Here is an 11,999-nt window from a genome sequence, read left to right as displayed (position 1 = left end):
AAACATAAGTTATTGTTTTATAATGATTTATCTTCCAAATAAACTAAATTCAACAGAAACCGTGACGTCTCAATCTACTGACACAAAGGTTGAAAAACACAACAGTTGTTGCAGCCTTAGTTGCAACAACGCCACACCCAGCACGCCAAATAAAGCACACCACGCGCCTTCACCAACCACCGCTGTTTCAATCCCACCTTGACTGACGTGTCGCACCTCAAAAACGCCTTGCAACAACTGTTCCTCTGGCGCAACACTTGAACGCTGACTACTGGCCTGCACACCGCTATAGCCTTGGTAATACATAGGTTTACGCTGCCACTACCGGATGGCAGAGATTTTGCAAAACCCGCTGGGTCACAACTATAAAAAAAGGAAATCCATCGTGAGCCGCAAAACTCTCATTACCCTCGCCCTGATAAATAGCCTCAGTCTGACATCAGCAGATCTATTGGCAGCGCCGCAAACACTGTGGCGGTCATCTGCCGATTATGTGGCCGTTAAAAACAGTTCATCCCACCAGCTAAACCAGCACCCATACCCGCTTTCAGCCGAAGCAATAGCGCCGATACTCAGCCAGTTATCTGTATCCGTTGCTGAAAACACCAGCTTGCTGGGTAGTCAAACAGGAAAAACGCAGCGACGGGTATTCACTGACCGCGAGATCAACATGCTGGCAAAGCAGATCAGTGCCGGACTTACCCAGGCACAAACAGACGAATCCATCGTGTTTTCAATCTCTGATCTGCGCCCTGCTTACTTTGGCGAAAAGAGCCTCAGTGTCAGTGGCACGGCGTTTATCCGCGATAACAAACTGAACCTGCTGTTTGGCGAGGTACATGTTGATCTGCAAAAGAAATATGTCCGTTCCGGTGCGTCTGTCAGCAATAGTCGTTTCGCCTCAAAAGTTGAACTGGCACGCTACCGCTTGCCCACTGGCAGTGAAGAGAAGGCAGCCAGCCACGATTGGCAGCTACTCAGCTTCAAAGGGGCCACACCAGTTGCCGAGCGCCCCGACTGGCTGCAAGTAGATTTAAACCAAACCTATAAGTACGCCCTGAAAAAGGCTGATACCCCAGAACAACTGGAATATGTGGCTGCCGCACAGGAAGCCGCCAATGCAGCATTGGAGTCGCGCATTGAAAAGCTGGAACAAATACAACCGCCGTCAAGCGAAACGGCAACATCAAATATAGAAATACGCCTGCGGAAACTGAAAACGCTGTATCAACAGGGGGTGATTCCGGAAGCAATCTATAAGCAAAAAGTACAGGCCATTGTCGCAGATCTCTAACTCCTTATAAGACGGAAATACGCTCATGAAATTCATGCACTGCCTTTACCTGGGGTTCACGTTCTGCACGGTTTCGGTCCTGTGCCAAGCACAGGAAACCGCACCACAACTCATCAAACTACAACAAGATACCGTGTCAGAGATGCTGCGCTTTAACGGTGACAAAATCAGGGCCGGGGCAATATTGCGCTGGTGCGGTTTAGAGGAGCTGGCCAATGAGGTTGAGCTGCCGCCGACAGAACGGCAAAGAGAAATGTTCCAGGCATTTATTGTCGCCGGCACACAGAATGTCGCTGCCACTGAAATCGCACGCAAAATGTCCGACGACCAATGGGCACTGTATAACCACGCCCTGATCAGTGAATTGGCGCAATATCGCCAGGGCCTGACACAGGGACTCAACCTTGCCTTTGCTAACCCTAAGGCCAAGCAGCGCTTTTGTACTCAACAGGAATATCTGAGCATGCAATCCCTGCGCGTGCTGACTACCCCGAACAAACAAGGAAACCAGCCATGAAAAAAACATTATATTACGCAGCATTCAGCCTGTTTTTTTCTCTCTCTTCCGTCACACATGCAGCGCCGCTGGTCACTGAAGCCTGGCAAAGCCCGGCACTGTTAAAGCAACCAGAATCAGTGGTCTTCGATATTCTGCGCCAGTCATTGTATGTGTCCAATATCAACGGAGATCCTACACAAGCGGATCAGAATGGCTTTATCTCACTGCTGGATCTGGAGGGCAATATCAGCAAGCTCGAGTGGGTAACTGGATTAAATGCGCCGAAGGGGATGGCGATGTTTGGTAATAAGCTCTTTGTTGCCGACCTGAATACACTGGTGGTGATCGATGTAGAAACCGCCACAATCGTGCAACGCTTCACCACGACTGAAGACAGTTTTTTGAATGATGTTGCCATCAATAGCGCCGGTGTTATCTATGTAACAGATACGCTACACAACAAGATTTACCGACTTTATCGCGGCAAACTGGAGACTTGGCTGGTAGATCCTCGATTGGAAAACCCCAATGGTATCTATCTGGATAACCAGCATATTTTCATTGCCAGCTGGGGCGTACCGACAGAAGGCTGGAACACCAAGGTGCCCGGCCACTTGTTACAGCTAACTGAGACCGATAAAACGCTGCAGGACTTTGGCAGCAATAAACCCATAGGCAATCTTGATGGTGTCGCAAAACTGGGGGACAACGCCATGCTGGTCACCGACTGGATGGCGGGTACTTTACTGCAGGTGAATGGTGATGGTTCCAGCCAGCTAGTGGCGGAGCTGGAACCCGGCGTAGCCGATATGCTCTATTTACGCAGCAGAAGGATGCTATACATCCCGTTGATGAATGCTGGCAAACTGACTGCGTACATCGTCACGCCCTGAGCGAGCCAGAGTTGCAGCAGGATATTCCTGCTGCAACTCCCTGAACGCTACCTGTTCACCAGCTGACAACTACTTGATTTTATACGCCCGCAACTGGCCATCCAGCATCTGCGGAATCAACAGCAGGCCAGACGACTGCATATATAGCATGTCTGCGGACCCCTGGGTCAAAGTTAACAGTGTGTTCACCTTGCCGGCATCGTCGATATGATAAAGCTTGCCCGCCATCCAATCAGTGCTGATGAATGAGCGCGCATCATAGCGCCAGATCCCATCCAGGTTACCTACCGGCTGATCTGAACCGAATGACACCACCTGGCGATCATCCAGAGAGATCTCCAGCAAATGCCCCGGCACCTTGGTACTCCAGCCTTCTGTCGGTACGCCCCAACTGGCCACGATTAACTTGCCCTGGTCAGCAAACAGACCATTCGGACTTTCCAGCAGCGGGGTTTCCAGCCAGACCTCAAGCACGTCATCTTTAAGCTGATAAATTCGGTTGGTCGCTGTATCCGTCAGATACACCTCACCTTCAGATGTAATCGCCACATCATTGAGAAAGCTGTTATCCGCCGCTTTATAGCGTTTCACTATCTTCGCCTGATCAAGGTCGATAACCACCAGTTCAGTCAAATCGGCAATAAACAACTGGCGCCCTTTAACCGCCATACCCTTAGGTGCATTTAACCCAGTCACCCAGTGCGCTTCGAGCACCTCGCCAGCCAGGGACAGCTTAGCGATATAACCATCGCCATCTGCCGCACCAAACTCACCTTTAATATTGGACAGGTACAGCGCATTAGTCGTGGTGTCATAGGCAACCGATTCCGGATGTTCAAACACGGGCCCGGTTTGCCATACAGGTTTCAGTTCAGGCTCCGCGGCACTTGCAGCCACTGAGAGCGAGAGTGCCATTGCGGCACATAAAGATCGTTTTGAATATTTCATTGGCACACCTAATTACATAATTACACTCTGACAAAAATAACCTCTATAACCCACCGGAGGCAGGTTAATAGCTACAGCAGGTATGCCTATTTCTACAAAAGTGGTCAGAAACTTGCTTTTAACCCGGATAAACCTGCTTAGACATACTTCGGGACAGAACCATGCATAACGTTTACCAGCGTATTGAACACTTATTAAGTTGTTTCAGCACCGATATTGGCCAGCTACAAACGCCACTTTCACACTGCAGTTTTGTCAGGCTAAATGGCCAAGGCAATAGCTGCCCGGCTTTCTATACCCCCTCGTTGTGCCTAGTCATCAAAGGCCGGAAAACAGCTGACATCAACGGCCGCAACGTCACTTATTCCGCGGGGGACGGGCTGATTGCCTCTATGAACCTGCCCGCCACAACCCACATAGAATCATGCAACCTGACCAGTGATTTTCTTGGCTTACAAATAGAACTGGATTTTGATTTGCTCAGTTTGACCGCTGAGCAAATGCAGCTGGATATCGGCAGCACAGAAGAGCCTGACCTGTTCTGCCTGCAGGTCGTACCTGTGGATAGCACACTGCTACAGAGTGTTGAAAATTACCTGCAACTGATTGCCCAGCCTGACGACCTTGCTGACCTGCAACAGATCCGATTACAGGAGATATACATTCGCCTATTACGTCGTATGCCAGCCAATCTGCTGTTTCAGTTAGTGAGAGGGGATAATATCTCTCACCGGATTCATAGGGTGACCGGCTATATTGAGAGCAACCTGAACAACAGCATATCGATACCCAGACTGGCAGAATTATCCAACATGAGCATCTCCTCTTTTCATCAGAATTTTAAGAAAGTCACTCAGCACAGTCCGCTGCAATACATCAAACGCCTGCGCCTGACAGAGGCACGTAAACTTATGCTGAGCAGAGGGTTTTCAGTATCCGCCGCAGCCTATGAAGTGGGTTATGAAAGCCCATCTCAATTCAGCCGGGAATACAGCCGACTATTTGGCTTATCTCCGAGAGCGGACCTGACCCACTAGCCTAATCCTGTCAAAACGCGCGCCTCTTCACTCAACATTTGTCGCAGGGGCGCTATACGTTTGTTGCAACTGCTCTACAACACAACATAGGAAGCAATACCCACACATTGAGGACTGTTATAAAAAGTCTTTTTAATTCAATTAATTAAAAAGACAAACGGCAGATTATCACTGACATCTCAATCTGGCACGTAAAGTGCGAAAGCCAATATCTGGATTGTCCATCAACAATAATAATGTGGAGACAGATATGTCAGATATCTTATGTTCTGAAGCCAAAGCGTTTCTTAGCCAGCCTTTACAGCTGTTTATAAACGGCACCTGGCAGGCCAGCAAATCTGGTGCGAGTACAGATGTCATCAACCCGTCCAACGGCAAAAGTATCGCCAGTGTCGCCTCCGGCGACGAGCGAGATGTAAACATGGCTGTAGAAGTCGCTGATATGGCCTTTCGGGAGTGGTCGAAGCGTACACCCGAATCACGTGCCGCGACGCTGAATAAACTGGCCAACAAACTTGAAGCAGAAATCGATACCCTGGCGCAGCTGGAAGCGCTGGATGTCGGTAAAGCCGTCGTCAACGCCAAAGGCTTTGACATTCCATTTGGCATAGAGTGTGTTCGCTATTATGCCGACCTGGCAACCCGGGCGGAATACAGCAAGCCACTTAATCTGACCGCTATCGATGCCCGGGTACACCGTGTACCGTACGGTGCATGCGGCTTTATCTTTCCATGGAACTTCCCGTTTGATCTTTTAATGTGGAATGTCATTCCAGCACTGGCTGCCGGTAACACTGTAGTCATCAAACCTGCTGAGCTGACACCCCTGACCACGTTGTATTTCTGCAAACTGGCAGAAGAGGCAGGTATCCCCCCAGGCGTCATTAACGTAGTGGTTGGTGCAGGCCGTAAGGTCGGCACGCCTTTGGTACAACACCCAAAAATACGCCGTATCTCCTTTACTGGCTCCTCCACAGTTGGCAAGCAAATCGCCTCCATGTGTGGAGAACGTCCCATACCATGTAAGCTGGAACTTGGCGGTAAAGGCGCAGCCGTGGTCTTTGAAGACGCAAACCTGGATAAAGCCGTTACGCAGCTAGCAGGAGCCATTACCCTCAATACCGGGCAGGTATGCTGTACCGCCACACGCTGGCTGATCCACGAATCAATCTACGATAAATTTGTCGAAAAAGTCACGGCGACCCTTAAGGCAACTGCGATTGGCCCGAGCCTGAACCCTGCAACCGAAATGGGCCCGTTAGTCAGTCAGGCCCAGCAAGATACCGTGTTGGATTATTTGCATAAGGGCCTGTCCGAAGGTGCCGAAGCCATTCTGGAAGGTGGTGCCGTCAGCATTTCAGGCAGTGAAGGTGGTTTCTATGTCGCCCCTTACCTACTGGGCGGCTCGGCAGATAATGTTTGCTTCCGTGAAGAAATTTTCGGCCCGGCGGCTTACCTGGTGAAATTCAGCAGCGAAACTGAAGCACTCGAACTGGTCAACAGTCTGGATTACGGTCTGGCCAACAGTGTATTCAGTGAAGACCTGGAACGGTGTAACCGCGTAGCCGAGCAGATGATTGCCGGTAACAGTTGGATTAATGCACACAACGTTTTTGCCTATGGCCTGCCATATGGCGGTATTAATAAAAGCGGTGTCGGTGGCGGCGTAAACTGCCCCGAGACATTTTATGATTACCTGCGTGACCTGACAGTGGCCCGCCCACTGGATTAACCCCCCTGCCAAGAAACCCAGGCATACCGTCTGGGTTTCTTCACTGCCCGCCAGTGTAATTGAAGCCATACATTAAGTCGCTGTACCGGTGCCTAACATGCCGACACAACTGGCCTACTCATCAATTTTGTTTATATTTTGTTATCCCGACAGTAACAGGATTAAATACCATTCAGACACTTGGACTGCAGATATGCGCGTACCCGCTGCATTATCATTTCGCCACGTAAGAGATTTACCATGCTACGTTTACAGTGCTATTCAGGTGAACCGTTACAGCAATACATTCCGCAGTTGGTCCGCCTGAGCACTCCGCTCTCTTATGACTTTCCTTATGTATATGGTGGCGATCTGGCATACAAGGAACGTTATCTGCAAACCTATATCGACTCACCCGGCAGTGTGATTGTGCTGGCATTCGAGGGGGGGGGGAAATGTCGTCGGAACCGCAAGCGGTATACCGCGACAATATGAGATAGACCAGTCAAAGTCCTTTCTGGCAAGCAGCCTTTAATCTCAACCGACTGTACTATTGTGGTGAGCCAGTTTTGCTTGAGCGTTATCGTGGACAAGGTGTCAGAGTGGGCTTATTCAACCACCGAGAAGATCATGTGCTAGGGTTGGGTGAACTGAACCATAGCTGTTTTTGCGGGATACAACGGCCTGCCCCCCAGCAAACTATGTATCGCTGGACAGCTTATGGCCGCAAGCACGATTATAAGAAACAACCGAACCTGGCAACACATTACTGCTGGAAGGAGATTGGCGAAAGCCGCGAATCCCCCAAACCGATGTCCTTCTGAATGAAGGCCCTGTAATAAAGCCGGTGTTAACCGGCTTTATAGTCTTTATTTTGCTTCACCCGCAATTTTTGTCGAGACATCCCGCAAAAACGCTATGATCTGCCAGATCTGCTCATCTGTATGACTTTCTCGAAACGACCCCATGATGGTACCCGGACGACCATTAATCACCACAGAATACAAATATTCTGGTGTATTACCGCCACCCGGACGCCAGGCACCCGTCACCAGCGATGGCGCTCGGGCACCCTTACCTTCAGGTCCATGACAGAACAGACAAGTATTACCAAACAGTTGACGACCTGTTGCAATTGAATCCGGATTATCCAGGTGCTGACCGGACAGTTCCGCCAGTACCTCTTCACTCGGCCCCTGTTGCTGCAGTCCTTCAGGACTGAATGCCCACGCACCCGACACAATGCCAGACAGCAACAAGGTTAATGTAATTTGTTTAACTCGACGCATACCTAAACCCTAAAAAGTTAGCTGGAGGGAGCCTGCGGCCCCCTCCCTATTTCCTTATAGAAACCAGTCCTTATTTCTTGTGCAGAGCGAATACAAACAGACCACCACCCTTGGTGTTGTGCTTGAAGAATTCACCGTAAACCAATGGCCACAAACTACCGCCACCAGGACCGACCAACACAGCAACATACTGAGTATCACCCACCATGTAGGTAGTTGGGTTACTGTGGATACCGGTACCAACGTTATATTCGTACAGGGTTTCACCCGTGTCATCTTTCACTGCACGGAAGAAACCTTCAGCATCACCGTTGAAGACCAAACCACCCGCTGTGGTAAGGACACCACCCGTTGCCGGTACATTCTGTGAACGCATCCACTCCAGTTCACCGGTGGTCGCATTAAACGCCTTCAGGTAACCCGCACCAGGGTGCAGACGCAGTGTGTTAGTACCCAGGAACCACTGACCTGGCTTGAACTCCTGCTTCTTAGCTTCCAGGTCCATGGACATGTCGATAACTGGCACATAGATCATACCGGTACGCTTGCTGTAGGCCGCTGGGTGCCACTCTTTACCACCACCCAGGGTCGGAGCGATGTCAGTGGTTACCTTGCCTTCAGTTGGCACTTTATCCGGATTTACTTTTGGACGGCAGTTGCTATCAAAGCTCTCAACCCAGTTAACCCGCTGCATTGGCACAACCCAGTTACACTTATAGGTCTCGCGATCAATGGAGTACAGGTGACCGTTACGGTCTGCATGCAGGTAGGTTTTACGACCCTCTTTATCCTTAATCAGAATCGCTTCGTTAGTACCGTCATAATCCCAGACATCGTGCGGGGTGTACTGGAAGTGTTTAACAATTTTGCCGTTTTTCGGGTCGATCGCTACAGTGGAACCGGTATACAGGTTGTCACCTTCACGCACACTGCCATCGAAATCCGGTACTGGGTTACCTACCCCATACAGGATATAGCCGGTTTCTTTATCATATGAAGGCGGCAGCCATGGAGTACCACCCGCAGTTTTCCAGGAATCACCGGCCCAGGTCTTAGCGATTTTCTCTTTACCGGTCATCGGAACCGTGTAGGTTTTCCAAATCAGTTCACCGGTATCTGCATCCAGCGCATAAACAGTACCCGGATTGGCACCTAGGTCACCACCGGAGTTACCGATAACCACCATGCCATCAATAATCATCGGCATAGAGGTTAAAATTTCACCTGTTTTGTAGTCACCCAGTTTCTTTTCCCAGACCACTTCACCGGTGTTGTTATCCAGTGCCACCATGTGCGTATCCAGAGTGGCCATGTAAACTTTGTCTTTATAAACAGCCACACCACGGTTAACTGAACCACAACAGAGTTTAGGGCCAAGATCGCCGGGCAGTGCACGCTGATATTTCCACAGCACATCACCCGAAGTACCGTCCAATGCAAAAGCGATATTGTGGCTGGACGTCACATATAAACGACCATTCACCGCCATAACCTGGCTGTCCTGCGCACCGATTACGCCAAATGAAAGATTCCATTTAGGCACTAAATCACTGACATTTTCCTGATTAATCTGCATCAAGGGCGAATAGCGGGTACCTTCATAATCCCTGCCGTAATGCAGCCAGTTATTAGGATCCTTGTCCGCATTCAGCAGCATGTCATCCGTTACAAAGTTATTCAGGTGGGTACCTTCCAGTACACTTACACCTAATGCATGACTGTTCATAGAAACCGTCAGCGCAAATAAGCCTATGCCTGCTGCTTTTCCTACTCCAAATCGTGCTCTCATATTGATGCCTCTTATTAATATTATGAACAAAAATATTTAAACAGTTACCCTATACAAGGCTGTTCCATGTTCTTGCGTTTGGTACGACAAAACAGCCGCAAAAGACATGCCATGTGCGTAAGCATTTGAATTATTTAGAGTTTACTAAAGGCAAGAGAAAAGATTTCGAGACAAAGTGTGGCACCTGCTACAGGCTGCTGCAGGCCAAAACAAAAAAAGCCATGCAGTTGCATGGCTTTTTTAGATTGAGACAAAACAGTTTATTCGTTAACAGCTTCCGGCTCTTGGCCTTCCACTAGCAAACCATGTTTTTTAATTTTCCGATGCAGCGTTGACCGGCTAACACCCAGCGCCTTAGCCGCGCGGGTCACTACCCAGCGGTGCTGCTCGAGCACTTGCTCCAACTCTTCTTTTTCTGACAGTCCTGCGCTGTCCTGATGACTGATCGACACCAAACGAGAAGGAGGGTAATTACTGACCGCATCGTCATGCGGCGTTTCTGTTACAGGTGCTAACCGCTCTTCAGCAAAAACTTCCTCCGGCAGGTCTACCAGCCGGATCATGTCTTCTTCACGCATGCACAATGCAAACTGCAGCACATTTTTCAGCTGACGAATATTACCCGGCCATGAGTACTGACTAAGCTGAGCCATGGCATCATTAGCCAGGAACACATTGTCGGCATCAGACTCTTCACGGCACAACTCGGTCAACACCTTGTTGATGATATGCGGTTTATCTTCCCGCTGAGATAGGCTGGGGAGATGAATCCGGAAACCGCTGATCCGGTAGTACAGGTCTTCTCGGAAATCGCCTTGACCGACAAACTCTTTCAGGTCACGGTGGGTTGCGCAGATGACATTGAGATTGATCTTAAGCGGGTTCACTTCACCCAATGGGATAATCTCTTTCTCAGCCAATACCCGCAACAGACGAGCCTGCAATTCAAGCGGCATATCACCAATTTCATCCAGAAACAGTGTGCCACCATTACTGGCCTGAATCTTACCGACCTTGCCGGACTTCAACCCGCCGGTAAATGTACCCGCACTGTAACCGAAAAGCTCACTCTCAATCAGCGATTCTGGTATTGCCGCACAGTTCAGGGTGACAAAAGGCTTATCACGACGGCTACTACTATTGTGCAGCGCCCGCGCCCAAACCTCTTTACCGGTGCCCGTCTGGCCTTCGAGCAAAATACTGATGCCTTTATCAACGATTCGGGCACAGCGAGCGGCCTGCCTCAGCAGGCCACTGTCTTTACCCGCTGCTGCCTGCAATGGACAACACTCAGGATCAGCAGTTTTAGTGTGTTTTTTGGCCACATCCAGCTTGAGCATGTGCGCTTTACTGATTTTCGCGGTTTTATTAACCGGAGGAATCAATGTAGCGAAGAATTTTTTGCGGAAGTTACCAATCCGGATGGAGTGCTCAACAATGACGGTTGACTCAAGTTGTTCGAATGTCAGCTCGAAGGTGTCGCAAAATTTCTTACCAACCAGTTGATAGCGGTCACTACAGCCCATGGCAAGCAACAAGGGGGTCGTTGCCGCAATAATGGTGTCGCATTCATTTACTGCCACCAGTGCTGTCGTCGGTGCCAGCATTGTTGATGTCGACATACTGATAATACGCTGGTTTTCATAGGCTTCACGGAAAATCAGTGTTTCAATTTCATCTGCTGTTTCACACACCAGATTCAATGCCAGCGCCTGACCTAAACGGTTACCAGTGGCAAAAGTAGAAACATCCAACGCACCAAACGGGTTCCCGGCGGGATCAATCAGCGGAGCTGCTGAGCAACTAAAATTCTGCAATGCCGAGCCATAGTGTTCTTCGGCATACACAGTGACTGGCACAGCTTCGGTGAGACAGGTGCCTAAACCGTTGGTACCAATCAATGATTCGGCCCAGAGACTACCCTGACGCAGGCCACGAGATTCAAGCTCATGACTCACACCTGAGTCACAAAATGATTTAACAACCAGCCCTTCGGTGTTTGTCAGTAAAACGGTATAACCACTGTTTTTGGAAACCGCGCGGATTTTATCAAATACACCAGCGGAGTCAGCGAGCAGTTTTTCCAGGGGTTCACGCTTTTGGCGTACTTCGGAGTCGGAAAGGTTCACCAACTCGATATCGGAATTCGGATCAATTTTGTATCGGTCCCGGCAACGATCCCAGGAATTTTGAATATAGTTATTAACTTCGCCGTCGCTATCCTTGCATGTTACATCGGAATCACTCTTGGCAGATCCGGCCAGGAGATGGTCCTTCTTGTAAGTCATTCATTTCACCCTCACCTGTGCAGTTCCACGAGCCCATCTTGGCTGCCAGGTATTTTTTATATTTATAAGAGGTATACACTCTTAAAGATCATCTTAGATTGTAGCATTGATTCAGTTCAAGCTTTTCCTTAGATTTATTAAGGATTTTACTTTCTGCCTGCGACCTGTCCGTATTCTGTACGCATGCAAGTGAACATATTGCTACCTTTAGCTTCTAACCTTTCAGCATTCCCGATAAGAAAAAAAGGAGC

Annotated in this window: 11 protein-coding genes; 6 read left to right on the top strand and 5 right to left on the bottom strand. The window is 49.3% G+C overall.

Annotated features, from left to right (window positions below):
- Positions 1-69 precede the first annotated feature (69 nt).
- Positions 70-306 (bottom strand): hypothetical protein, encoded by a 237-nt coding sequence (locus tag ACFVYJ_RS01615; RefSeq protein WP_419414434.1) that lies wholly within the window; start codon positions 304-306, stop codon positions 70-72.
- Between the two features lie 79 nt (positions 307-385).
- Between ACFVYJ_RS01615 and ACFVYJ_RS01610 the strand changes: the two genes are divergently transcribed.
- Genes ACFVYJ_RS01610 through ACFVYJ_RS01600 form a run of 3 tightly spaced genes read left to right on the top strand, consistent with a single transcriptional unit; the run spans position 386 to position 2,686 of the window.
- Positions 386-1,294, top strand: a complete 909-nt coding sequence (locus ACFVYJ_RS01610; protein ID WP_419414433.1) for a hypothetical protein — start codon at positions 386-388, stop codon at positions 1,292-1,294.
- 25 nt (positions 1,295-1,319) lie between these two features.
- Positions 1,320-1,811, top strand: a complete 492-nt coding sequence (locus ACFVYJ_RS01605) for a hypothetical protein (protein ID WP_419414432.1) — start codon at positions 1,320-1,322, stop codon at positions 1,809-1,811.
- On the top strand, positions 1,808-2,686 hold the full coding sequence (locus tag ACFVYJ_RS01600) for an NHL repeat-containing protein (protein WP_419414431.1): 879 nt from the start codon (positions 1,808-1,810) through the stop codon (positions 2,684-2,686). Before ACFVYJ_RS01605 ends, ACFVYJ_RS01600 begins: the two co-directional genes overlap by 4 nt.
- Positions 2,687-2,755: 69 nt before the next feature.
- On the opposite strand, the gene ACFVYJ_RS01595 is transcribed toward ACFVYJ_RS01600, so the two are convergent.
- Positions 2,756-3,634 carry an SMP-30/gluconolactonase/LRE family protein gene (locus ACFVYJ_RS01595; RefSeq protein ID WP_419414430.1) on the bottom strand — a complete coding sequence of 293 codons (879 nt, stop codon included), beginning with the start codon at positions 3,632-3,634 and terminating at the stop codon, positions 2,756-2,758.
- A gap of 161 nt (positions 3,635-3,795) precedes the next feature.
- Between ACFVYJ_RS01595 and ACFVYJ_RS01590 the strand changes: the two genes are divergently transcribed.
- From ACFVYJ_RS01590 to ACFVYJ_RS01580, 3 genes are all read left to right on the top strand, one after another.
- Positions 3,796-4,671 carry an AraC family transcriptional regulator gene (locus ACFVYJ_RS01590; RefSeq protein WP_419414429.1) on the top strand — a complete coding sequence of 292 codons (876 nt, stop codon included), beginning with the start codon at positions 3,796-3,798 and terminating at the stop codon, positions 4,669-4,671.
- A gap of 250 nt (positions 4,672-4,921) precedes the next feature.
- Complete coding sequence (locus tag ACFVYJ_RS01585) at positions 4,922-6,403, top strand: aldehyde dehydrogenase family protein (RefSeq protein WP_419414428.1); 1,482 nt, start codon at positions 4,922-4,924, stop codon at positions 6,401-6,403.
- A 240-nt stretch (positions 6,404-6,643) separates the two neighbouring features.
- Positions 6,644-6,877 (top strand): hypothetical protein, encoded by a 234-nt coding sequence (locus ACFVYJ_RS01580; RefSeq protein WP_419414427.1) that lies wholly within the window; start codon positions 6,644-6,646, stop codon positions 6,875-6,877.
- Between the two features lie 374 nt (positions 6,878-7,251).
- On the opposite strand, the gene ACFVYJ_RS01575 is transcribed toward ACFVYJ_RS01580, so the two are convergent.
- The 3 genes from ACFVYJ_RS01575 to ACFVYJ_RS01565 all read right to left on the bottom strand — a co-directional run bounded on the left by ACFVYJ_RS01575 (position 7,252) and on the right by ACFVYJ_RS01565 (position 11,748).
- Positions 7,252-7,671 carry a c-type cytochrome gene (locus ACFVYJ_RS01575; protein WP_419414426.1) on the bottom strand — a complete coding sequence of 140 codons (420 nt, stop codon included), beginning with the start codon at positions 7,669-7,671 and terminating at the stop codon, positions 7,252-7,254.
- Positions 7,672-7,741: 70 nt separating this feature from the next.
- Positions 7,742-9,460, bottom strand: a complete 1,719-nt coding sequence (locus ACFVYJ_RS01570) for a PQQ-dependent dehydrogenase, methanol/ethanol family (protein WP_419414425.1) — start codon at positions 9,458-9,460, stop codon at positions 7,742-7,744.
- Between the two features lie 260 nt (positions 9,461-9,720).
- Positions 9,721-11,748 (bottom strand): sigma-54-dependent Fis family transcriptional regulator, encoded by a 2,028-nt coding sequence (locus ACFVYJ_RS01565; protein WP_419414424.1) that lies wholly within the window; start codon positions 11,746-11,748, stop codon positions 9,721-9,723.
- Between the last annotated feature and the right edge of the window lie 251 nt (positions 11,749-11,999).

It is taken from the genome of Pontibacter sp. JAM-7, from assembly GCF_048548695.2.
Taxonomy (GTDB): Bacteria; Pseudomonadota; Gammaproteobacteria; order Pseudomonadales; family Balneatricaceae; genus Neptuniibacter.
Note: the sequence above shows the minus strand (reverse complement) of the source record. Positions and strands in the feature narration are given on the sequence as shown.

Coding starts and splice junctions, on each gene's coding strand:
- ACFVYJ_RS01580 (WP_419414427.1), top strand. CDS start 6,644: ATGCTACGTTTACAGTGCTATTCAGGTGAACCGTTACAGCAATACATT.
- ACFVYJ_RS01570 (WP_419414425.1), bottom strand. CDS start 9,460: ATGAGAGCACGATTTGGAGTAGGAAAAGCAGCAGGCATAGGCTTATTT.
- ACFVYJ_RS01595 (WP_419414430.1), bottom strand. CDS start 3,634: ATGAAATATTCAAAACGATCTTTATGTGCCGCAATGGCACTCTCGCTC.
- ACFVYJ_RS01615 (WP_419414434.1), bottom strand. CDS start 306: ATGTATTACCAAGGCTATAGCGGTGTGCAGGCCAGTAGTCAGCGTTCA.
- ACFVYJ_RS01590 (WP_419414429.1), top strand. CDS start 3,796: ATGCATAACGTTTACCAGCGTATTGAACACTTATTAAGTTGTTTCAGC.
- ACFVYJ_RS01605 (WP_419414432.1), top strand. CDS start 1,320: ATGAAATTCATGCACTGCCTTTACCTGGGGTTCACGTTCTGCACGGTT.
- ACFVYJ_RS01600 (WP_419414431.1), top strand. CDS start 1,808: ATGAAAAAAACATTATATTACGCAGCATTCAGCCTGTTTTTTTCTCTC.
- ACFVYJ_RS01565 (WP_419414424.1), bottom strand. CDS start 11,748: ATGACTTACAAGAAGGACCATCTCCTGGCCGGATCTGCCAAGAGTGAT.
- ACFVYJ_RS01585 (WP_419414428.1), top strand. CDS start 4,922: ATGTCAGATATCTTATGTTCTGAAGCCAAAGCGTTTCTTAGCCAGCCT.
- ACFVYJ_RS01575 (WP_419414426.1), bottom strand. CDS start 7,671: ATGCGTCGAGTTAAACAAATTACATTAACCTTGTTGCTGTCTGGCATT.